General features: G+C 62.2%; 21 protein-coding genes. 18 read left to right on the top strand and 3 right to left on the bottom strand.

Features of this window, described 5'->3' with window-relative positions; all coding sequences use genetic code 11:
• Positions 1 to 18: 18 nt before the first annotated feature.
• A complete protein-coding gene (locus R2B70_RS12960) occupies positions 19 to 840 on the top strand; it encodes a glycosyltransferase (RefSeq protein WP_318161675.1) in 822 nt (273 codons plus the stop codon).
• 74 nt (positions 841 to 914) lie between these two features.
• Here R2B70_RS12960 and R2B70_RS12955 read toward each other — a convergent pair whose 3' ends face one another.
• A complete protein-coding gene (locus R2B70_RS12955; RefSeq protein WP_318161674.1) occupies positions 915 to 1,079 on the bottom strand; it encodes a hypothetical protein in 165 nt (54 codons plus the stop codon).
• Between the two features lie 39 nt (positions 1,080 to 1,118).
• Between R2B70_RS12955 and R2B70_RS12950 the strand changes: the two genes are divergently transcribed.
• The 9 genes from R2B70_RS12950 to R2B70_RS12910 all read left to right on the top strand — a co-directional run bounded on the left by R2B70_RS12950 (position 1,119) and on the right by R2B70_RS12910 (position 12,958).
• Positions 1,119 to 2,144, top strand: coding sequence for a sugar transferase (locus R2B70_RS12950; protein WP_318163353.1), 1,026 nt, complete (start codon positions 1,119 to 1,121; stop codon positions 2,142 to 2,144).
• Between the two features lie 6 nt (positions 2,145 to 2,150).
• Positions 2,151 to 3,047 carry a dTDP-4-dehydrorhamnose reductase gene (gene rfbD, locus R2B70_RS12945; protein ID WP_318161673.1) on the top strand — a complete coding sequence of 299 codons (897 nt, stop codon included), beginning with the start codon at positions 2,151 to 2,153 and terminating at the stop codon, positions 3,045 to 3,047.
• 42 nt (positions 3,048 to 3,089) lie between these two features.
• The gene (gene rfbA, locus R2B70_RS12940; RefSeq protein ID WP_318161672.1) at positions 3,090 to 3,995 is read left to right on the top strand and encodes a glucose-1-phosphate thymidylyltransferase RfbA; all 906 of its coding nucleotides are present in this window, start codon (positions 3,090 to 3,092) and stop codon (positions 3,993 to 3,995) included.
• Between the two features lie 69 nt (positions 3,996 to 4,064).
• Complete coding sequence (rfbC, locus tag R2B70_RS12935; RefSeq protein WP_318161671.1) at positions 4,065 to 4,607, top strand: dTDP-4-dehydrorhamnose 3,5-epimerase; 543 nt, start codon at positions 4,065 to 4,067, stop codon at positions 4,605 to 4,607.
• A gap of 8 nt (positions 4,608 to 4,615) precedes the next feature.
• Entirely contained in the window at positions 4,616 to 5,692 is a 1,077-nt protein-coding gene (locus R2B70_RS12930; protein ID WP_318161670.1) for an LPS O-antigen chain length determinant protein WzzB, read from the top strand.
• A 90-nt stretch (positions 5,693 to 5,782) separates the two neighbouring features.
• Positions 5,783 to 7,498 (top strand): PglL family O-oligosaccharyltransferase, encoded by a 1,716-nt coding sequence (locus R2B70_RS12925; RefSeq protein WP_318161669.1) that lies wholly within the window; start codon positions 5,783 to 5,785, stop codon positions 7,496 to 7,498.
• A gap of 172 nt (positions 7,499 to 7,670) precedes the next feature.
• Positions 7,671 to 8,120, top strand: coding sequence for a glycine zipper 2TM domain-containing protein (locus tag R2B70_RS12920; RefSeq protein ID WP_226172218.1), 450 nt, complete (start codon positions 7,671 to 7,673; stop codon positions 8,118 to 8,120).
• Between the two features lie 136 nt (positions 8,121 to 8,256).
• The gene (locus R2B70_RS12915; protein ID WP_318161668.1) at positions 8,257 to 8,910 is read left to right on the top strand and encodes a YceH family protein; all 654 of its coding nucleotides are present in this window, start codon (positions 8,257 to 8,259) and stop codon (positions 8,908 to 8,910) included.
• Between the two features lie 187 nt (positions 8,911 to 9,097).
• Positions 9,098 to 12,958, top strand: a complete 3,861-nt coding sequence (locus R2B70_RS12910; protein ID WP_318161667.1) for a DEAD/DEAH box helicase — start codon at positions 9,098 to 9,100, stop codon at positions 12,956 to 12,958.
• A gap of 73 nt (positions 12,959 to 13,031) precedes the next feature.
• Here the strand turns inward: R2B70_RS12910 and R2B70_RS12905 are convergent, their stop codons facing one another.
• A complete protein-coding gene (locus tag R2B70_RS12905; protein WP_077095366.1) occupies positions 13,032 to 13,925 on the bottom strand; it encodes a DNA replication terminus site-binding protein in 894 nt (297 codons plus the stop codon).
• Positions 13,926 to 14,434: 509 nt separating this feature from the next.
• Between R2B70_RS12905 and R2B70_RS12900 the strand changes: the two genes are divergently transcribed.
• The 7 genes from R2B70_RS12900 (at position 14,435) to R2B70_RS12870 (ending at position 20,283) form a co-directional block, all read left to right on the top strand.
• Positions 14,435 to 14,644, top strand: coding sequence for a DUF1127 domain-containing protein (locus tag R2B70_RS12900; RefSeq protein WP_077095367.1), 210 nt, complete (start codon positions 14,435 to 14,437; stop codon positions 14,642 to 14,644).
• A gap of 260 nt (positions 14,645 to 14,904) precedes the next feature.
• A complete protein-coding gene (gene astE, locus R2B70_RS12895; RefSeq protein ID WP_318161666.1) occupies positions 14,905 to 15,930 on the top strand; it encodes a succinylglutamate desuccinylase in 1,026 nt (341 codons plus the stop codon).
• A 271-nt stretch (positions 15,931 to 16,201) separates the two neighbouring features.
• A complete protein-coding gene (gene pdhA / locus R2B70_RS12890; RefSeq protein WP_318161665.1) occupies positions 16,202 to 17,299 on the top strand; it encodes a pyruvate dehydrogenase (acetyl-transferring) E1 component subunit alpha in 1,098 nt (365 codons plus the stop codon).
• The gene (locus R2B70_RS12885) at positions 17,292 to 18,278 is read left to right on the top strand and encodes an alpha-ketoacid dehydrogenase subunit beta (RefSeq protein ID WP_318161664.1); all 987 of its coding nucleotides are present in this window, start codon (positions 17,292 to 17,294) and stop codon (positions 18,276 to 18,278) included. Before pdhA ends, R2B70_RS12885 begins: the two co-directional genes overlap by 8 nt.
• Positions 18,279 to 18,372: 94 nt before the next feature.
• Positions 18,373 to 19,467 carry a dihydrolipoamide acetyltransferase family protein gene (locus R2B70_RS12880; protein ID WP_318161663.1) on the top strand — a complete coding sequence of 365 codons (1,095 nt, stop codon included), beginning with the start codon at positions 18,373 to 18,375 and terminating at the stop codon, positions 19,465 to 19,467.
• A 206-nt stretch (positions 19,468 to 19,673) separates the two neighbouring features.
• Positions 19,674 to 19,883, top strand: a complete 210-nt coding sequence (locus R2B70_RS12875; protein ID WP_005302803.1) for a cold-shock protein — start codon at positions 19,674 to 19,676, stop codon at positions 19,881 to 19,883.
• Positions 19,884 to 19,977: 94 nt separating this feature from the next.
• On the top strand, positions 19,978 to 20,283 hold the full coding sequence (locus tag R2B70_RS12870) for a hypothetical protein (RefSeq protein WP_042076764.1): 306 nt from the start codon (positions 19,978 to 19,980) through the stop codon (positions 20,281 to 20,283).
• Here the strand turns inward: R2B70_RS12870 and R2B70_RS12865 are convergent.
• Entirely contained in the window at positions 20,270 to 20,518 is a 249-nt protein-coding gene (locus R2B70_RS12865; protein WP_318161658.1) for a TIGR02647 family protein, read from the bottom strand. The genes R2B70_RS12870 and R2B70_RS12865 overlap by 14 nt on opposite strands.
• Before the next feature lie 246 nt (positions 20,519 to 20,764).
• Here R2B70_RS12865 and R2B70_RS12860 point away from each other — a divergent pair, with 246 nt between their 5' ends.
• Entirely contained in the window at positions 20,765 to 21,322 is a 558-nt protein-coding gene (locus R2B70_RS12860) for a hypothetical protein (protein WP_209793045.1), read from the top strand.
• Positions 21,323 to 21,366 lie beyond the last annotated feature (44 nt).

Below are 21,366 nucleotides of genomic sequence, written 5' to 3'. Positions count from 1 at the left end.
GTGTAAGGAGGAGCCCCTTTGAGTGGTTTTTATAATTTTACATTGTTGATGTCAGTTTATAAGAATGATAATCCACATCATCTTTATGATGCTTTACTGAGTGTAGTCAATTCTACGTTGCTGCCACATGAAGTTGTCATCGTTGAAGATGGTGAAATTTCGAATTTGTTATCTGAAACTATTTCTGAATTTGAACATAAGTTGCCGATAAAAAGAATACCGCTGGAAAGAAATCTTGGTTTGGGGAAAGCGTTATCCATAGGGTTGTTACAGTGTAGTCATGAATGGGTTGCTAGATTTGATAGTGATGACATTTGCCATCCTCTTCGTTTTGAAAAACAACTTGATTATATAAAAAATCATGGAAATATAAGTATTGTTGGCAGTTGGATTGCAGAATTTCAAACTGCACCCGAAAATAGCCATGCCTATAGAAAAACACCTACTTCTCATCAGACGATAGTCGAATATGCCAAATCAAGAAATCCTTTCAATCACATGACAGTTATGTATAGAAAAAAAGCAGTGCTATCGGCAGGAAACTATCAGGATGACTATCTCTATGAAGATTATGCTCTCTGGGTTAGAATGATAAAACATGGTTGTGTGACAGCAAATATTCCTGAGTTTCTAGTATATGCCAGAACTGGAAACGGAATGGAGGTTCGTAGAGGTGGTATCAAATATGTGAAGTCAGAAGTTAAGGCGCAATATAATTTCTATAAATTAGGCTTCATTTCATTAACTGCGTTGTTCAAGAACTTGGCTATCAGGGTACCTGTAAGGCTTGTACCTGGTAGCGTTAGGAAATTTATCTATCGTCAAATCCTGCGCAGATAAGCGATAAGTTATTGAGGATTGTTGTGAGCTCCCACTATTACGAACGCCGTCACTCACGCTGGTATGAGCGTGTATTATTCAGCCCCCCCTCCTTGTTTTTCTTTGGAGCCTTGCTTGCGGTTTGCCTGCCTGCCATTGAGCGATGGGGCCTGGAATTTTGGCATCACCTCGATGCCGTCCGGATCAATACCCTGAGCGGTGCCTTTGTGGCGTTTCTGCTGACCGGGATTGTGCTGCATCGCTTCCTGCGTTACCCGGGAGCCAGTCCGGTGGCCTATATGATCCCCACGGTGACCACCCTCTATGGTGCCCTGGTCGGTATTCTCTTCTTCCTGCGCCTGCCTTACAGCCGTCAGGTGTTGTTCGAATCGTATGTGGTGGCCCTGCTCTGCTGCTGGCTGGCTTACTTCATCGGTCGCCGTTACCGGACACCCAAGTATGCCTTGCTGCCCTTTGGCGACTATCAGGCCCTGACACGGCACTCCAGCGTGCAGTGGCGCCTGCTGGACAAGCCCGATCTTGGGGCCGTGCGCTATGACGCCGTGGTGGCAGATCTTCGGGACGAGAAACTGGCGGGGGAGTGGGAGCGTTTCCTGGCGCGCTGTGCCCTGGCTCACATCCCCGTCTATCACATCAAGCAGATCAGCGAGACCCTGACCGGACGCGTAAAGATCGACCATCTCCATGAGAACCAGCTTGGCTCCCTCTTGCCGTCCCCCGTTTATGCCTTCATCAAGCGGGGAATGGACATCCTGGCCGCGTTGATCGCGATCCCGCTGTTCTTCCCCTTGATGCTGGTGACGGCCATCCTCATCAAGCTGGAGAGCCCGGGTCCGGTGATGTTCCTGCAAAACCGGGTGGGGAAGGGCAACAAGGATTTTTGCATCTACAAGTTCCGCAGCATGTGCAAGGATTCGGAGAAGGCCGGTGCCCAGTTTGCCCAGGATGGCGACATGCGCGTCACCCGGGTGGGCAAGGTGATCCGCAAGCTGCGCATCGACGAGCTGCCGCAGTTCTTCAACGTCCTCAAGGGAGACATGAGCCTGATTGGGCCGAGGCCGGAGCAGCGCACCTTCGTCGATCAGTTCGAGCGGGAGATCCCCTTCTACATGTATCGTCATATCGTGCGGCCGGGGATCAGCGGCTGGGCTCAGGTGGTGCACGGTTATGCCGCCGATGCCGATGATACCCGCATCAAGATCGAGCACGATTTTTACTACATCAAGCACTTCTCCCTCTGGCTGGATGTGCTCATCGTGTTCAAGACCATCCGCACCATTCTGACCGGCTTTGGCGCGCGGTAATCCTCGATGCGGATCTTGTTGCTGGGTGCTCGTGGTCAGTTGGGACGAGCCCTTTTTTCTGCCCTCTGCCGGGATTATTCCCATTGGCAGGTGACGCCCCTTGGCAGGGCGGAGTGCGACATCACAGACCCCGGTGCGCTGATCGGTGCCCTGGAGCGCCATCAGCCGGATGTCATCCTCAACGGCGCGGCCTATACGGCAGTCGATCTTGCACAGAGCCAGCCTGCGCTCGCCGAGCGCATCAACCATGAGGCGGTGTCACTTCTTGCCCGAGAGGCCAGTGCCAGGGGGGCACTGCTAGTGCATTTCTCCACCGACTATGTGTTTGACGGCTCCGGCAGCGATCCCTGGCGCGAGACGGATGCGCCATCCCCGCTTAATGTCTACGGGGCCAGCAAGCTGGCCGGCGAGCAGGCCATCCAGGCCCTGTGTCCCCATCATCTAATTGTGCGAACCAGCTGGCTTTATGGCGGGGAGGGGGCACACTTCGCGCGTGCCATTCTGCGCCGTGCCAAAGAGGGCCAGCCCCTTGAGGTGGTGGCGGATCAATGGGGGGCGCCGACGCAGGTGGACTGGCTGGCGACGACCGTGCTCCTGGCGCTGGAGCAGGTCGTGAAGGCGCCAGACAAGTGCGGTCTCTATCACCTGAGTTCCGAAGGAGAGACGAGTTGGCATGGTTTTGCGTCGACCCTGGTGCAGGAAGGTTGTCGGCTTGGCCTGCTGGCGCGGCCCGTTCCGATAAAACCCATTCCTTCGGCGAACTGGCCCCAGGCGGCCCGCCGGCCGCTCAACTCCAGGCTCGATTGCCGACGGTTCGCCGCCGCCTTCGGCATTCCCATTCCCACCTGGCAGGTGCTGATGACCCGCTGGCTTGCCAGCCAATGTGAAGGTGGGCAGACGTGAGCGGAGCCAGAATCACCTTCTCCATCCATCTCGAGGCGTGCCATGCACCAGCGTAAAGGCATCATCCTGGCCGGTGGTTCGGCCACCCGGCTCTACCCCGCGACTCTGGCCATCAGCAAGCAGCTGCTGCCGGTCTATGACAAGCCCATGATCTATTATCCCCTCTCGACCCTGATGCAGGCGGGTATCCGCGATATTCTGATCATCAGCACGCCGCTGGATCTGCCCCGCTTCGAGCTGCTGCTGGGGGATGGCAGCCAGTGGGGGATGCGTTTCAGCTACGCGGTGCAGGAGGAGCCCGCCGGGCTGGCACAGGCGCTGCTTATCGCCGAGCCTTTTCTGGCGGGCAGCCCCTGTTGTCTCATCCTGGGGGACAACATCTTCTATGGCGCTGAGTTGCCTCGCCAGTTGCAACATGCTTGCGCCAAGGAGCAAGGGGCGACCCTGTTTGCCTACCATGTGCAGGATCCCGAGCGCTATGGCGTCCTGGGGTTCGATGGACAGGGGCGGGTAGAGACGATCGTCGAGAAACCGGCCTCTCCGGCGAGTCAGTATGCGGTGACGGGCATCTACTTTTACGATGGCACGGCGAGCGGGATTGCACGTACCTTGCGACCTTCGGCGCGGGGAGAGCTCGAGATCACCGATGTCAATCTGCGCTATCTGGCGCAAGGCAGCCTGGATGTCTGCTTCATGGGGCGTGGTTCGGCCTGGCTCGATACAGGTACCCACGACAGCCTGCAGGAGGCGAGCAGTTTCATCCAGACCCTGGAGAAACGCCAGGGGCTCAAGGTGGCGGCCCCGGAGGAGATCGCCTGGCGCCATGGCTGGGTATCCGACAAGGAGCTGGAGGTGCTGGCACAGCCCCTGGCAAAGAGCGGCTATGGCGGCTATCTGTTGCGCCTCTTGCAGGAGCCATTTGGAAAGATGCATCCCGGTTGGGATTGATGGGCTACACCATAGGGTGATATATCCTTGCCCACTATTCCAAAGAAAACACCCCCAAAGAAAACACCTATGCACTTTATTTCATTGAAGATTCCGGATGTGATACGGATCATCCATCCTCGTCATCACGACGAGCGAGGTGACTTCATGGAGCTGTTTCGCCACGAGATCTTTACCCGGCGCTGCGGCGATTTTTGCTTCGTTCAGGACAACTTGAGTCGCTCCCGGCAGGGGACGTTGCGAGGGTTGCACTATCAGCGAGAGAAGCCTCAGGGCAAACTGATACAGGTGATGGCGGGCACCATCTTCGATGTGGCAGTCGACTTGCGCGCCGGGAGTCCGACCCATGGCCAATGGGTCGGGCTGTCGCTCTCGGCCGAGGAGGGGTCCTCCCTGTGGATCCCGCCCGGATTTGCCCACGGTTTCTATGTGCAGAGCGAATGGGCCCATGTGCTCTACAAATGTACCGACTATTATGCTCCCGCACTGGAAGCCTCTCTTCACTGGTCGGATCCAACGCTGGCTATTGAGTGGCCCCTGATGGAAAATGTGCCATTACTTTTGTCAGACAAAGATCGTCACGCCCCTTTCTGGCAATCACCTCATCTTTAGAGCCCATTATGAACAAACAGATATTCGAGAATTCAGACAGTCAATTGCCTCAGGGTTGGCAAGCCTCTTCCGGCGGCGAGATCGATCTGCGCGAGCTGATCCTGGTGTTGTGGCGTGGGAAAGTACTAATTCTGCTGATTACGGTGTTATTCGCCGTTGTTGGTGTAGGTTATGCGTTGATAGCTCCCCAACAGTGGTCCGCCAAGGCGGTGATTGCGGAGCCCAAGCCGGAAGATTTGCTACCGATGAATAAGATATCGGTACAAGCCTCTGCACTGGGGCTCACAGGGTTTCCAGACGGGAAAAGTCTCTATCAGGAATTTGTACAGGAGTTCAACACTTATGAAAACCGTCGGGATTACCTGAAAGACAGCCCGCTGTTTGCTGAGCAGATAGAGGAATCAGCTTTGGATGCCAAGGCTCAGAGACGTTGGCTGCGTGACTGGGCCAATCTGGCGACGGCTAAACCTGTAGATAAGAAGGGAGAAGAGCCGGGGATTGCAATTACATTTGCGGCTCCAGCCGCTGAAACGTCGCTGGCGATGCTGGAAGGATATGTCGGTTACATCGTCAAGTTGCAACAGCAGAAATTGATCGAGCGGCTAGGTGCACAGCGTGATTTGCAACTGGGAGAGATGAATACACGCTACACCGTGATGCAGGAAGAGGCCAAGCGTGCGCTGCAGCAGGAGATCTCCGAGGTCGCGCTTGCCAACCGCGTGGCCAAGGCTGCGGGTGTGAGTACGCCGTTGGAACGGACTAGCAGTCAGGAACGTTTCTCCATCTTGCTCGGGTCCAAGGGACTGGAAGAAAAGCTGGCCTTGCTGAAGTCCCTTGATTTGTCAGTCTATCAACCCGAGTTGCAGAAGTTGCAGGCACAGATGGATCGCTTGAAGCGCATCTCTCTGGAGGGGATTGATTTTCGTCCATTTTCCTATCTGGACGCACCCGACGAACCCCAGAGCCGTGACAAGCCCAAGCGCCCCTTGGTCGTGGTGCTGGCCACCCTGCTCGGCGGCATGCTGGGGGTAGGCATAGTGCTGGTGCGCCATGCGTTTCGCAAGCCCGAGCCAGAACAGGCATAATCGTTGCCAAGTGCATCAAAGGGGGCTCGGCCCCCTTTTTGTTGCCTGGGGGATAGTGTTATGAACATGAATGCATGGAGGTCAGGGAAGATGACGTCAACAGCAAGGGCCTTTGGGGTGATCAGCGTGCTGTACTGGCTGCTGGGCATGCATTTCTTTATGCACAACCCCGGCGGGGCCGGGCTCTATCTGCCGTTCAACGCCTGGGGCTGGATCTTCGCGAGCCTGGTGATGGCCCTGGGGCTGTGGCAGGTCACCCTCAACCAGCGGCTGATGGTTTCGCCGCTGCTGACGGCCCTGTGGCTTGGCGGCTTGCTGCTGTTGCTGCCCATGGTCTATCCCGGCTTCGAGCTCAAGGATTACGCCATTCCCCGGCTGCTGGGGCTGTTTGCCGGCCTGCTGTTCCTCGCCAGCCTCTACCAGTGGCGGCTGGATCGCGGCGCGCGCGACCGGCTGCTCTATCTGCTGCTGGGTGCCGTCGCCATAGAGGCGCTGCTCGGCCTGGTGCAGTACTACCTGCTGGTGCCGGGCAACTGGCTGGGCTATGACACCAAGGTCAACCGCCCCTACGGCATCTTCCAGCAACCCAACGTGATGGCGAGCTTCATGGCGACCGGCTTGTCGCTGGCCATCTGGCTGGAGCTGCGGGGCCATGGGCATCCCTGGCTCAGGGGGCTGCGCTATGGGGTGATCCTGGCAACGTCCCTGCTGCTGGTGGTGGTGCAATCCAGGGTGGGGCAACTCGGCGGGGTGCTGGCCTTGCTGCTGCTCGTGCCCCGGTTGCACCGCGAGCGGTTGCTGGGCCGGGTGCTGGGTCTGGTGGCCCTGGGTGTGGCGCTCGGGCTGGCCTCCCAGTACGGGATGGCGGGGGCAAAGCGGGGGCTAGAGATGTACCAGTCCGGCGGCATGCGCTCGGTCTACTGGCCCTATGCTGCCAGACTCATCGCCGAGGCACCCTGGACCGGCTGGGGCTACGGCAGCTTCGAGTCCGTTTTTCTTCAGCACTACATGGCCGACAAGGCGCTGAACCCCGCCATGGTGCAGATCGAATACAACCTGGATCACCCCCACAACGAGTTTCTCTACTGGGCGGTGGAGGGGGGGCTGGCCCCCATGCTCGGCATGGTGCTGATGGGGGTCGCCCTGCTGTGGCGGCTGGGTCGTGCTGGCATCGTCAGGGGGGCGGCCTTGCTGGCCCTGGTCACGCCCATCCTGCTGCATACCCAGACCGAATATCCCTTCTACCACGCCATTGCCCTGTGGTGGGCGCTGCTGCTACTCATCCATGTGGTGGATGCGGAAGTGGAGGAGGAGGGGCTGGCCGGCCACGCCAACTGGCGGGAGCATGTCTGTCGCCCCTGGCTCTTGCTGCGCTTCGCGGCCATCGCCATTCCCCTCATAGTCGTGCCCTTTATGCTGACGGCCCTGCACACCGCCTGGGTGGTGACCAAGTATGAGCGGGGCGGTTACAAGCAGCCGGCGCTTCTGCTCGACATCGTCAATCCCATGGCCTGGCTGACCCGGGTGGAGTTTGACGTGAACGCGGTGCGGCTGATGGTGGGCCTGCAGAGCAACAACAAGGGGGAGCTGGAGGCCTATCTCGACTGGGGACAGGGGTTCGTGCGCCATACCCCCAGGGCCAATATTTACGCCAACATGGTGATCGCCCTCAATGCCCTGGGGAGGCGTGAGGAGGCCGATCGCCTGCGGGCCGAGGCCCTGGTGCTTTATCCAGGTGAGCCCTTGCTCACCGGCTCGGCGGCGAGATCCGTTGCCGCGACCCTGGAGCGCAAGCCCTCTTCATAGTCCGGAGTGACAGCCCTCGGTGTCTTTCCATCACGGCCGCCTCGCGGCCGTGATCATTTCCACCTCGGGCAAGCTGGCAGTCAGCTTTGGTGGTGTAGTCTCCCCGGGGGGATGGCGTGGCCCAAGGCGGGGTCGGCGTCATCGGGTCTTGGTCGTCACCGGAGTGGATATCGTGAAGAAGAGTGCATTCATCGTCATCAGCCTGCTCGCCCTGACGGGTTCGCCCGCTGTCGCGGGCACCAGCGCCCAGGTGGAATACGGCACGGTACAGGAGAGCCGCCTCCTCACCCAGGAGGCGCCCCGGCAGGGAACTACCCGGCCCCTTCGCACCATAGGGGCGGCCGCGCTGGGAGCCGCCGTCGGAAGCCAGTTTGGCGGTGGCTCCGGCCAGACCGTCGCCACCACAGTGGGGGCCGTCGCGGGGGCCGAAGTCTCCCGCCGCCGCCAGGGTAACCAGCAGAGCGGGCAGGGCCGGCAGACGGTCGAGCTGCTGATCAGGACGGAGGCGGGCAAACTGCTCAACGTCGTGCAGGAGCAGGATCCCGCACTCACCTTCGCCAAGGGGGACAGGGTGCGCATCCTGACCACGGGAGCGGACACCCGGGTCGACAAGTCTGTATAGCCACGTCGGGGCAGGAGCTGTACAAGGTTGCACCAAAGGGGTCATCGGCTCGCAAAAACGGGCTTGAGTGCTGGACGGCGGGAGCGTCTTGGCTAAGATAACCGTCTTAACGTCTTGTTTGGCAAGGGAGTATGACATGGAGATAGTACTAGGCCCATTAGAGGCGCGCGTGATCGGCTGCCTGATAGAGAAAGAGATCTGCACGCCGGATCAGTACCCTCTCTCGCTCAATGCGCTGGTCAACGCCTGCAACCAGAAGAGCAACCGCGAGCCCGTGCTGGAGCTCGCCGAGCTGGACATACGCGCCGTGATCGACGAGCTGATCCGCCGCCGCCTGGTGGTCAATACCGCCGGTTTCAACGCCCGGGTGCCGCGCTATCAGCACCGCTTCTGCAACACCGAATTTGGCGAGCTCAAGTTCACGGCCCAGGAGCTCGGCATTGTCTGCGAACTCTTGCTGCGCGGCCCGCAGACCCCGGGTGAACTGCGCTCGCGCACCAATCGCCTGTGCAGTTTCGACGACGTGACCGAGGTGGATGCCGTGCTGGCCGGCCTCGTCGAGCGGGGGCCCTATGTGGTCAAGCTGCCCCGGGAGCCGGGCAAGCGGGAGTCCCGCTACGCCCACCTGTTCGGCGGGGAGATAGACCTGGAGGCCCTGGCACAGAGCTCACCGGCAGTCAGCCACGCCTCTCCTGCCGCCGATCGCCTGAGCCAGCTGGAAGAGGAAGTCGAGCGCCTCAAGTCGCAGTTGCAGGCGCTGGAATCCCGCCTGGCACGGCTCGAAGGCTGAGGGTGACTCCTGGCTCAATCAAGAGGCGCTGCGGCGCCTTTTTTTATGGCGCCGGCAGCCTGAGCCCTGGCCGTGGCGGCGCCTCCAGATCCCTGCGCCGCTTTTTTTGTGCTAATTCGCGCTTAAGGGTCGAGCCGCCGCCGCTTTCCCGTTAAAATTCCGCCTTTGCATCTGCCCGTGAGTTCCGATGTCAGCCTTCACCCTCTCTTCGGATTGCCATGCCCTGCTCTGCGAGCTGCAACTGCAGCGCGCCGCCAGCACCCGTTACCTGCAAGACACGCTGCATGGGCAGCATTCGCTGACCGACACCCTGAACCGGCTGGAGCGGCTGGGGCTGATCCGCCAGCGCACGGAGCAGCAGTGGAGCCTGACGGCGGAGGGGACCCTGACCCTGATCCTGGCGGTACGCTCGGGGGCTTTCCCCATGCCGGACTGGCGCCGGGTGCCCTCGGTCACGGGGCAGGAGGTGGCACAAGGGGTGGTACGCGAGCTCTGCCTGGGGGAGGCGGGGCAGATCCCGGCCTATTACCAGAGCGCGGAGCTCCTGAGCCTGCTGGATCTGCCCGACGCCCATCGCCTGCTGCCTGGCTCCAGCCCCGCCTGGCAAACCCTGCTGCTCGAACACTTCGCCCTGCAGACCCTGCTGGATGCCGAGCCGGAGGCGAGCTGGCCGCTGGCGTCCCTGGTCACCCCTTGCGCCCCTGCACTGGCGGCGCGGGTCGAGGTGCTGGCCACCGAGTGGGAGTGGCTCTGCGGACCGCTGACCGGCGAGGTGACCACTCACTGGCCGTCGCTACAACAACTGGCGGAGCGAGAGGATGAACAGCCCCTGGCCGAACGGCTCCAGAGGGCGCTTGGGCAGTGGCAGGTGCAGGAGGGGGCCGGGTCCTGGCCCAGGATGTTCAGCGCCCTGCTCTGGCTCGGCTGGTTGCAGCAGGCGGATCCCGTGCAGGGGAGCGAACAGCGCAAGAAGTGGCAGCGCAGCCTGGGCAATGGCTCCCCCCTGCTGGCGGATCTGCTGGGACAGTGGGCGGGCGATCGCCACGGTCAGGCGGTGGGGCTGTTCGATACCCTGCAACTGCCGCTGGAGGAGCTGCACTGGGGCTATCTCTGGCTCGATCTCTGCGCCCTGGCCCGCCACGGCGAACAGAGTCCCCAGGTGACCATATTGCACAAGTGGGATCTCTCCCACCTGCTGGAGGCCGAGCCGCGCCACCGTCTGATGGCCTTCTGCCAGGATCTGTTGCGGCTCTTGCTGGGGCAGGGGGCGGTGCGTGCCCCGCTGCATTCGCTGCGCGCCTCCCCCCTGGATGAGGAGGAGGAGGGGGCACAGAGCGAGGAGGGCAAGGCGCCCGCCTCGGCGAGCTGGCTCAACTGGTTGCAGGGGTTGGGGCGCTCGAGCGGCGTGCGCAAGCCTCAGGAGCGGCTGGTATGGCTGCTCCACGCCGAGGGGCCCGAGCTCGAGTGCAAGATCCAGAAGCAGAGCACCAAGGGGGAGTGGACCGCCGGGCGCCGGGTCGATCCGGCCCTGCTCTCCACCCAGTACGCCAACCTGCTGGATGAGGCGGACTGGGCGCTGGTGCGCACCCTGCAGCGCAATATGGGCAAGCTGCCGCGAGAGGCCTGGCGCCCCCTGGCGGACCACCCCCGCCTGTTCAATGCCAAGGGGCAGAAGCTGCAACTGGCCATCAGCGCCCCCCTGCTGCAGATAGTGCCGGGGGAAGGCGCCCACGACCCGGCGGCCCAGGGCGCCGGCATGAGGGCGCTGCTGAGCCCGGCCGCCGCGGCCCGTGGCGCGCACGTCGTGCCCCTGGCCCAGGATCTGTGGCAGCTCATTCTGACGCCGCAGGCGCTGCTCGACAGGTTGCCGGCCCTGGAGGCCATCCCTGCGCTGCCGCCCGCCGGGCTCGACGAGCTCCAGCGCACCCTGGATGCCATCCCGGATCTCCCCTGGCACAGCCAAGTGGCGGGGCTCAAGGGCAACGCCGAGCTGGCCCCCTGGCCCGGCATCCCCTCGGTCCAGCTGGATTGGCAGGAGGGCCAGCTGGTGGTCCAGCTGGTGACCCGGGAGGGGGATCTCCCTCCCTTGCCCCTTGGCAAGGGGGAGGCCATGGTGCGCCAGGGAATCCGGGAGTACCACTACTGGCAGCGGGATCTGGCCGCCGAGAAGGCCGAGGCCCAGCGCCTGCGCAACCAGTTGCCCATCGGCCTGCCGGGCAACGAGTGGAAGCTGGATGGCGAGCAGGCGCTGACCCTGGTCAACGCCCTGCCCGAGCTGGTGGATGCCGGCGTGGTGGTGCACTGGCACCAGGACAGCGCCCGCCTCAAGAGCCTCGACGAGGCGGCCTTGAGCCTGCGCATCGAGCGGCGCCAGGACTGGTTCCAGGTGGAGGGGGCGCTGGCGCTGGACGAGCACCAGATCCTCGATCTTCGCCTTATCCTGCGCCAGCTGACCCCGGGGCAGCGCACCGTCCAGCTCGACGAGAAGACCAGCCTGATGCTGAGCGACAAGCTGGTGGAGCGTCTCACCATGCTGGGGGCCATGCTGGACACCGAGCAGCGCATCAACAACAAGCTGGCCTATCCCCTGGCCCGCCTGTTGTCGGCGGTGACCACCGCCGGGGATGACGCCTGGTACGACTTGCAGCAGGAGTGGCAGCAGGAGGTGGAGTGTGCCCCCGAGCTGTTGACGGCGCTGCGGGACTATCAGAAGGAGGGGGTGCGCTGGATGGCGACCCTGGCCCACCATGGCTTTGGCGCCTGTCTCGCCGACGACATGGGCCTTGGCAAGACGTTGCAGGCGCTCATGGTGCTGCGCATGCGCCAGCACCTCGGCCCCGCCCTGGTGGTGGTGCCCAAGTCCGTGGTCACCAACTGGCAGGAGGAGGTGGCTCGGTTCGCCCCCGAGCTGGAGGTGGTGGTGTTCGAGCACCCCGCCGAGCGGGCGACCCTGATCCAGGAGGCCAGGGCCGGGCAGATCATCCTGGTGAACTACGGCATGCTCGGCAGCCTCTCCCAGGCGCTCAAGTCCCGCCACTGGGCGAGCATGGTGCTGGACGAGGCGCAGCAGATCAAGAATGCCGGCACCCAGCGTGCCAAACTGCTGTTCCAGCTCGATGGGGATTTTCGCCTGGCCCTCTCCGGCACCCCCATCGAGAACCATCTCGGCGAGCTGTGGAGCCTGTTCACCTTCATCAACCCGGGCCTGCTCGGCAGCCTCGGCGAGTTCAAGCGCCGCTTCGGCAAGGCGGTGAAGGATCCCCGCCACATGGCGATGCTGCGAGCGGTGATCAGCCCCTTCATCCTGCGCCGCCTCAAGCTGCAGGTGTTGACCGAGCTGCCGGACAAGACCGAGATCATCCACCACATCAGCCTCTCCCCCGAGGAGCGCCAGCTCTACGAGGCGACAAGGCGCGAGGTGGTGCAGCAGGTGCAGAGCGCCGATGGCCGCGCCCTGATGCACGTGCTGAGCGGGCTGACCCGGCTGCGGCGCCTCTGCTGCTCGCCCCAGCTGGTGATGCCGGAGTGGTCCCAGACCAGCAGCAAACTGGACGAGGCCATGAACCTGCTGGAGGAGGCCATCGACGGCGGCCACCGGGTGCTGGTGTTCAGCCAGTTCGTCGATCTCCTGAGCCTGCTGCGCGCGCGCATCGCGCAGAAGCAGTGGGACTACTGCTATCTGGACGGCGGCTGCTCCGCCAAGTCACGCCAGGAGTCCATCCTGCGTTTTCGTCACGAAGCGGTGCCCCTGTTCCTCATCAGCCTCAAGGCGGGGGGCACGGGTCTCAACCTGACCCAGGCCGATACCGTGCTGCACCTGGACCCCTGGTGGAACCCGGCGGTGGAGGATCAGGCGAGCGATCGGGCCCACCGCATGGGCCAGACCCAGCCGGTGACCGTCTATCGCCTAGTGTGCGAGCAGACGGTGGAGGAGAAGATAGTGGCCCTGCACGACGAGAAGCGGGCCCTGGCCGATGGCCTGCTGAGCGGCCAGTCCGAGGTGAAGGGGCTGGACGTGGAGAGCCTGAGAGCGCTGCTGATGAGCTGACAGCCTGTGCGGGTGAGCGAGACAAGGGGAGCATCTGGGATGCTCCCCTTGTCGTTGGGGCCGTGCGGGCGAGCTACCCCTGATAGAGGTAGAGGTGCAGCCGCTCGATGATGGGCTCGCCGCCAATCTTGCGATCCCGGCGCGCCTGACGAAGCTTGGGCGGGTAGTGACCCAGGTGGGTGACGCTGGGCGAGGTATCGGAGCAGAGCAGCAACGGCAGGCTGGCCTTGAGCTGCTGCTTGCGCGGCTCCCTGTCCTGCCAGAGCAGGTTGATCATGGGGTGGGTCTTGACCGGCCGGCGGATGCGCAGCTGGGCATCCGCCGGCAGGCGGCGAATGTCGTACACCTCCTGGTCCACCATCTTGCTCCACTCCTCGTTGTCCGACAGGGCCGGGATGTAGCGACGGCTGCGCTCCAGCATCTCCAGCACCTGCTCACGGCTGAGGCGGCTGATGCTCTGCTTGTCGGCCCAGGTGAAGCCGAGAGAATGGAGCTCCCCCTGAAGCCAGGTCAGCTTGCGATAGACCTGCAGGGTGATGACGCCGGGCAGGGCGCCGTGCACCAGCTCGAACTTCTCGTCCCGTCCGCCGGCGGCCTGCACCAGGGCCTTGAAGGCGAGCTTGTGGCCGTTGATCTCCTCGAGCAGGGGGGCCAGATCAGCGGCACAGGCGGCGGGGAAGCGCAGCCAGCCCGGCAGGCGATGGGTAGCCTTGGTGGAGCAGCCGGGACGGGCGCTGTGATCCTGAAAGGCCGCCAGGGTCGCGGCCAGCGCCGCGTCGCCCTGCAGATGGCCGACTTCGATGGCCTCGATGGGCTCGTGCTCTTCCCCCTGCGCCACGGCGGGGAGGGGATAGACATGGGCCTCCTGCAAGTCGAGCCGGGCGAGCCGACTGGCGAGGCGGGCCAGGGCCTCTTCCAGCAGGGCCATCTGTTGGCGCAGGGCGGCGGCGGGGGTAAAGGTGTCCATCGGCAGATCCTGTGTGTCGCCTGTCCGGCATTGAGGGGAAAGGCAGCATGACTGACTACTGTATAAATAACCATACCAGCATGTCGACAGGGTGCCAAGCGTCCCTTTCTGCCCCTGATCGGGGTCGCCTCGCGGTGCGTGGCGAAGGTGTTGCCTTGCTGCATCGTTCTGTTAAATAACGATCTTTAATGAAACTTGTGGTTAACAATTGGTGGCGAGGCCGGGCTGGGCGGCTTTGGTCCCGGCGCCGGTCCGTGCATAGCTAACATAGGAAACTGCATAGTTAGAAACCCGTGATGCAGGAGAAAATGCTGTCGGGTTGCACTGGGGAAAGTCGCCCTGCCATTTATGATAAAAATCATATGGTTATGTTTTGATGGCTGGGGAGATTAGCCATTACTTTTACTAATGTCATGTATCAAAATTCGTCAATTGAGGCACCTCACCGGGCTGACTAAGCTTTGCGCAAGAAAATACGAACCCAGTGCAGAACTTAGAGGAGCCACACCATGGCCAACATGACCTATACCGAAGCCGGTTACCAGCACTCCAGCGAATCGAACCTGGTTGTTCGCGCCAAGATGACCGTCCTGACCTGGCTGGAACGCAGCCGCAGCCGTCGCCAGCTCTCCGAGCTGCCCGCCTACCTGCTCAAGGACATCGGTCTGAACGAAGCCGATCGCTATCAAGAGACCACCAAGCCGTTCTGGCGTGGTTGATCAGCCGGGCACGGATGCCTCGTTTCTCTCGCTGATCCCCGGGGCCTGATGCCCTCGTGAAGAGCCGCCCTTTCCCCTTGCCGTCTGCCGTCGTTTTTCCTCCCCCGTATTGCTCTCGCGTCCCCTGGTGTTGAATGACTTGTCATCAACCATCGCCAATTTTGTGTCGTTACTGTTTGAATTTGTTTAAAAATTGATTTTAAGCCCGCTCGCCTTGCGTATAATCCGGCCATGGTATTCCAGACAAGAGGGTGAGACGGATGATTCCCCAGCATGACTTTTTGGCCCTGACGCGTCGCCACGAGTGGCAGCTCGACCCCTTCGACTTCGACCTGCCCGACGGCACCAGGGTGAGCGTGTGGGACACCGGCGTGATCTGCCTGGAGCCCGCCCACGGGGCGGAAGATAGGCCGGGCGGGCGCAAGGACATAGTGCTCTCCTGCGGCATCCACGGCAACGAGACCGCCCCCATCGAGATCTGCAACCAGTTGCTGAACCGCTTGCTCGGGGGAGAACTCAGGGCCCGTCACCGGGTGCTGTTCCTGTTTGGCAACCCCGCCGCCATGAACCAGGGTGTGCGGGAGGTGGAAGAGAACATGAACCGGCTCTTCTCCGGTGCCCACAGCAGGGGGGAGGGGCTGTGCAACCGGGAGCGCATTCGCGCCATGCGCCTGGAGCAGTATGTGAGCCGCTTCTTCGCCGATCCCGCCAGGCCCCGCTATCACTACGATCTGCACACCGCCATCCGCGGCTCTCGCCACGAGAAGTTTGCCGTCTATCCCTTCCCCCACGAGCGCCCCCACTGCAAGGAGCAGGTCCGCTTCCTCGGTGCCTGCGGCGTGCGCACCATACTGCTCTCGAGCGGCCCGACCACCACCTTCAGCTATTACAGTTCGCACCAGCACGGGGCCCATGCCTTCACGGTGGAGCTGGGCAAGGTGCGCCCCTTCGGCGAGAACGACATGACCCGCTTCATCGAGGTGCGCCAGGCGTTGCAAGAGCTGGTGACCCAGGATGAGGTGTTGCTCGAGCCCTGGCGGGCGGATGATTTCACCCTCTTCGCCATCGATCGGGTGATCAACAAGCAGTCGGACCAGTTCCGTTTCCTGTTTGCCAGCGATGTGGACAATTTCACCGAATTTCCCCAGGGTTTTGTGCTGGCCGAAGACGGGGATCGGCAATACAGGGTAGAGAAACCGCGGGAGGCGGTGGTCTTCCCCAACGCCAACGTGGCCATCGGCCAGCGCACCATGCTGCTGGTGGTGCCGACCCGGCTGTGGGAGTGATCCCGGTCCGCCCGTGCTGGCAGGATCTGCCTCCCTTGCGGCCCGCAGCGCCATTGTGATGGGAGGAGCGATCCCGAACTCGCCGTGACAGGGAGCCTGAATGGGCTCCCTTTTTCGTTTCTGCTCGCCGAAGATCTCAGTGTCTTTCTGAAATTAAAGAAGTTTCTACTGGTCTTACCTGAGTGAATCCCATTGCCCTGCACTTAACATGTTGTTTACATTTTAGGGGTCACCTCATGGTGGTGACGCTGACAACGGCAAGGAGCCAGTTATGACCCATGTCGACATCCCCTTCCTTCGTTACCTCGATGAGGAGGGGCGCCCGGTCGCGACACTGCCGACCTGGCTGGACAAGGCGATACTGCACACCTTCTACCGCAACATGGTGATGGTGCGCAGCTACGACAAGAAAGCGATTGCACTGCAGCGAACCGGCAAGCTCGGCACCTTTCCCTCCCACCTGGGGGCGGAAGCGGTCGGGATAGGAGTCGGTCTCGCCATGCAGCCGGAGGATGTCTACGTGCCCTACTACAGGGACATGCCCACTCTCTACGTGCGGGGCGTGCCCATGGAGCAGAACCTGCAGTACTGGGGCGGGGATGAACGGGGCAGCGTCTTTTACAAGGCCGACGGCGAACTTTCCGAAGATCTGCCCATCTGCGTGCCCATCGCGACCCAGATCACCCATGCCGCCGGCATCGCGGCCGCCTTCAAGCTGCGCAATCAGCCCAGGGTCGCCGTGGTCACCATAGGGGATGGCGGCACCTCCAAGGGGGACTTCCTCGAGGGGCTCAACTGCGCCGGCGTCTGGCATCTCCCCATGGTGATGATCATCAACAACAACCAGTGGGCCATCTCGGTGCCGCGCAAGCTGCAGTCGAGCGCCCCGACCCTGGCCCAGAAGGGGATTGGGGCCGGCGTGCGCAGCCTCCAGGTGGACGGCAACGACGTGGTGGCCGTCTTTGATGCGACCCGCACCGCCGTCGAACGGGCTCGCAGCGGCAAGGGACCGACCCTGATCGAGGCCGTCAGCTACCGGCTCGGGGATCACACCACCGCCGACGACGCAACCCGTTATCGGGACTCCGCCGAGGTGGAGGCCGCCTGGGCCAGGGAGCCCGTCAAGCGGCTGCGCCAGTTCATGGCCGGGCAGGGCTGGTGGGACGAGGCGCAGGAGCAGGCGCTGCTGGCGGAGGCGAGCCGCGAAGTCGAGCGCGCCGTGGCCGCCTATGAGGGCATGATGCCGCAGGTGCCGGAGACCCTGCTCGACTATCAGTTTGCCGAGCTGCCGAAGGATTACCGCGCACAGCGCCGGCGCATCATCGCCAAGGGTATGCAGCAGCACGGCGGGGAGGCTCACCATGAGTGAAATAACGCTGCTCGAAGCCATCAATCTGGCGCTGCACCACGAGATGGAGCACGACCCCGACGTGGTGGTGCTGGGCGAGGACGTGGGGGTCAATGGCGGGGTGTTCCGTGCCACCGTGGGCCTGCGCGACAAGTTCGGTTTCAAGCGGGTGATAGACACCCCGCTGGCCGAGGGGCTGATCGCCGGGGTGGCGGTGGGCATGGCGACCCAGGGGCTCAAGCCCGTCGCCGAATTCCAGTTCCAGGGATTCATCTTCCCCGGCATGGAGCAGATCGTCTGCCAGGCGGCGCGCATGCGCAACCGTACCCGGGGGCGGCTCTCCTGCCCCATCGTCTATCGCTCGCCCTATGGGGCCGGCATCCACTCCCCCGAGCACCACAGCGAGAGCGTGGAGGCCCTGTTTGCCCATATCCCGGGGCTGCGGGTGGTGATCCCCTCCAGCCCGAGGCGGGCCTACGGCCTGCTGCTGTCGGCCATCCGCGACCCTGATCCGGTGATGTTCTTCGAGCCGGATCGCATCTATCGCTCCATGAAGTCGGAGGTGGTGGATGACGGGGTCGGCCTGCCGCTGGATGTCTGCTTCACCCTGAGACCGGGTCGGGATCTGACCGTGGTCGCCTGGGGAGCCTGTATCCAGGAGGTGATGCGGACCGCCACCCTGCTGGCGGAGCAGGACATCCAGTGCGAGGTGCTGGACCTGGCCACCATCAAGCCGCTGGACATGGAGACCATACTGGCCTCGGTGCGCAAGACCGGGCGCCTGCTGGTGGTGCACGAGGCCTGTGGCAGCTTCGGGGTGGGCGCCGAGATAGTGGCGCGGGTCACCGAGGAGGCGCTCACCTCCCTCAAGGCACCGCCCAGACGCCTCACCGGGGTGGATGTTGCCGTGCCCTACTATCGCAACGAGGAGTACTACCTCATCACCGAGCAGGAGATCGCCGATGCGGCTCGCCAGCTGATGGAGAACAAATGGCTATGACCTTTTTCACAGGTTGGCGCGCTGGCGCCCCGGCAAGCAAGAGCCATGAGATCTTTCAACCTTTGGTGATGTTCCTGCGGATGGAGAACGGGTCATGAAATTTTTCAAATTACCGGATCTGGGCGAAGGGTTGGCCGAAGCCGAGATCGTCGAATGGAAGGTGCGCGCCGGTGAGACCGTGAGCGTCGATCAGGTGCTGTTGTCGGTGGAAACCGCGAAGGCGCTGGTGGATGTGCCCTCGCCGGTGGCCGGGGTGATCGCCCGGCTGTGCGGTCAGGAGGGGGACATACTCCACATCGGCGCCCCCCTGGTGGAATTCGAGGGCGGTGAGGACGATGGCACCGTGGTGGGCAAGGTGAGTGCCCATCAGCAGCACATCGAGGATCACTTCGTGGTGGGGGCTATGGCGCCCGGTGGCACCCTGGTGCAGGCCATGCCCGCCGTGCGCCTGCTGGCGCAGAAACTCGGCCTCGACATCGACAGGATCCAGGGCAGCGGCAGCATGGTGACCGAGCAGGACGTGCAGAGCGCCTTCGAGGCGATGCAGGGGAGCGGCAACGAGTTCCTCAAGGGGTCGCGGCGGGCCATGGCCAAGGCAATGGAGCTCTCCCACAGGACTGTGGTGCCGGTCAGCATCACGGACGAGGTGGACTTGCGCCACTGGCGGTCCGACGAAGACGTGACGGTGCGCCTCATCAAGGCGATCGGCGTCGCCTGCCGGGCCGAGCCCTCCATGAATGCTTGGTTTGACGGGGAGACCCTGTCACGGCGGCTGTTCAGCGAGGTCAACGTGGCCATTGCGGTCGACTCCAAACACGGGCTCTATGTGCCCGTGATGGAGAACGTGGCCGAGCGGGATAGGGCGGACATCCGCCAGGGGCTGGATCGGATGATCGCCGACGTGAAGGCCCGTGCGGTACCGCGGGAGATGCTGCAGGGGGCGACCATCACCCTCACCAACTTCGGTGCCATCGCGGGCCGTTACGCCAGCCCCATCGTCACGCCGCCCCAGGTGGCTATCATAGGGGCGGGCAAGCTGTTCGAGAAGGTGGTGTTCGTTCACGGGGAGGCGCGTCCGGTCAGGGCGCTGCCGCTGTCGATGACGTTCGACCACAGGGCCTGCACCGGTGGCGAGGCCGCGCGCTTCCTCAAGGCTCTGGTTCAGGCGCTGGAATCCGCGGAGGTGTAAGCGTTTGTACCCTGCCGCTGGCGGGGTACAAATTTGTTTGCGTAATCGACAAAGGCACGTATAATCTCAACCAGCTTGAAAGGGCGATAGTTATGTCAATGAATATGATGTTTTGCATCTTTTCCTGTTGTTCATAAGTAATCCCGTTTTTTGAGCTTTATCCGCTGAAAAGCATAAGTAATTATTTTGAATACAGGTTTAAAGATATGTCCAACATGATCACCGGTACCGTCAAGTTCTTCAACGAAACCAAAGGCTTTGGCTTCATTCAGCAAGAAAACGGCCCGGACGTTTTCGTTCACTTCAGCGCCATCCAAGGTAACGGCTTCCGTACCCTGGCTGAAGGTCAGCGCGTACAGTTCTCTGTGACCCAAGGTCAGAAAGGCCCGCAGGCTGAGAACGTAACTGCTCTGTAATTCTTACAGAATTTAAGAAAGCCGTGGTACCTCTGGTGCCACGGCTTTTTGTTTTGTGCCATCTTGATGACAGATCCTTGCCATGGCCTCCACTATGCTCCCATCACTCCTGCTGAGCGCGGCGCTCTCCAGCCCCGTCAATGTCCCGATACCCGATCCCGTGGCCCGTGAAGCCGCCTCCGTGTGCCAGCAGTTTGTGCAGGTGCGACTGGGCAGCGCGACGCAACCCGACGAGATCAGGGCGCAGCCTGTGGTGAAGCGAGTGGGGGAGTGGGTGATCGATGGCAAGATAAAAGGACCCGAAGGTCCTTTGCTGTTTGCCTGTCTGCTGCGCCAGGGGGCGCACTGGGAGTTGCTCAACTTTTCGCTCTGGGCCCCGCAGGAACTCAATTCGGCTTGAGTGCGACCAGCAGGTGCTGGAGATGTTCCAGCATGGTCATGCCGAAGGGGGTCAGATAGCCGCCATCCGACGCCGTGATCAGACCCTGGCTGTGCAGGCGTGCCGCGGCCTGGCACAGCGCTTCCGACATGTCGCTGCGCAGCTTGATCCCCAGGCTCATGTTGGCCGGATCAAAACACGCCAGTATTTTCAGCTCATTCACAAAATCGTCAGAAACCTGGTTGATCCCACTCATGGATGCACTCCTCACGCTAAAGATGTATGCAACCTAGCATCCCCGGTGCCACTTTAGTGGGCGCTGGCTCAAACTATTGGTCTTTCTCGGGGAGGCTCAGGTTCGAACGCTGCTTTTTTGGGCTCTGGCCCGCCGCTCGCCGGGCCGTGGTTCTGGGCCCCTGCATCGGTAAACATGCTAGAATGGCCCCTCGTTCATCCTCATGGCCGGGTATGACACCAGGTCGTTCAGTTCAAGGCGCGTCTCATGATCACTGTCACCCTGGTATCTCTGCTGCACTCCCTGGGCCCCCGTTTTCCCGTTTATGCCCCCTCCTTGCTGCTTCCCCTCCTGGACGGACATCAGGGGGATCTCTGGCTGCCTTCCATCAGGGGGGAGGATGTGACAGCCCTGCGTCAGCATGGCAAGGGTGCGAGTGCGCAGAGCCTGGCTCCGCTGGCGGCGGGCTGGTGCGACTTTGCCGCCCAGGGGGAAGGCGACACTCCCGGGCTCGAGGCGCTCGCGAGTTACGACGAGGAGATGCTGGACAACCTGCTGATGTACTGGCACAGCCCTGCCAAGATAAACAGCCCGATCACCGATAACCTGTTCGAGCTGCGCCGCGAGGTGGTGGACGAGGCCCATGGCACCAAGCTGGCGGCGGCCTGGCAACGACAGCAACAGGCGCGCCTCGAGCAGATCATGCAAGGGGTGCGGGCCGGACGGGATCAGCTCTGCTTCGTCGAGGTGGAGTCCGCCTACTGGTTGCGCCAGCGTTTCAGCGAGATGGCGGAGATCACCCTGGTGACCCCGGAGCTGGGATGAGATCGCGAAAAATGGGTGACCGATCACTCCTGCTGGACAAGGCG

The organism is Aeromonas sp. XH, assembly GCF_033348475.1.
Taxonomy (GTDB): domain Bacteria; phylum Pseudomonadota; class Gammaproteobacteria; order Enterobacterales; family Aeromonadaceae; genus Aeromonas; species Aeromonas sanarellii.
Note: the sequence above shows the minus strand (reverse complement) of the source record. Positions and strands in the feature narration are given on the sequence as shown.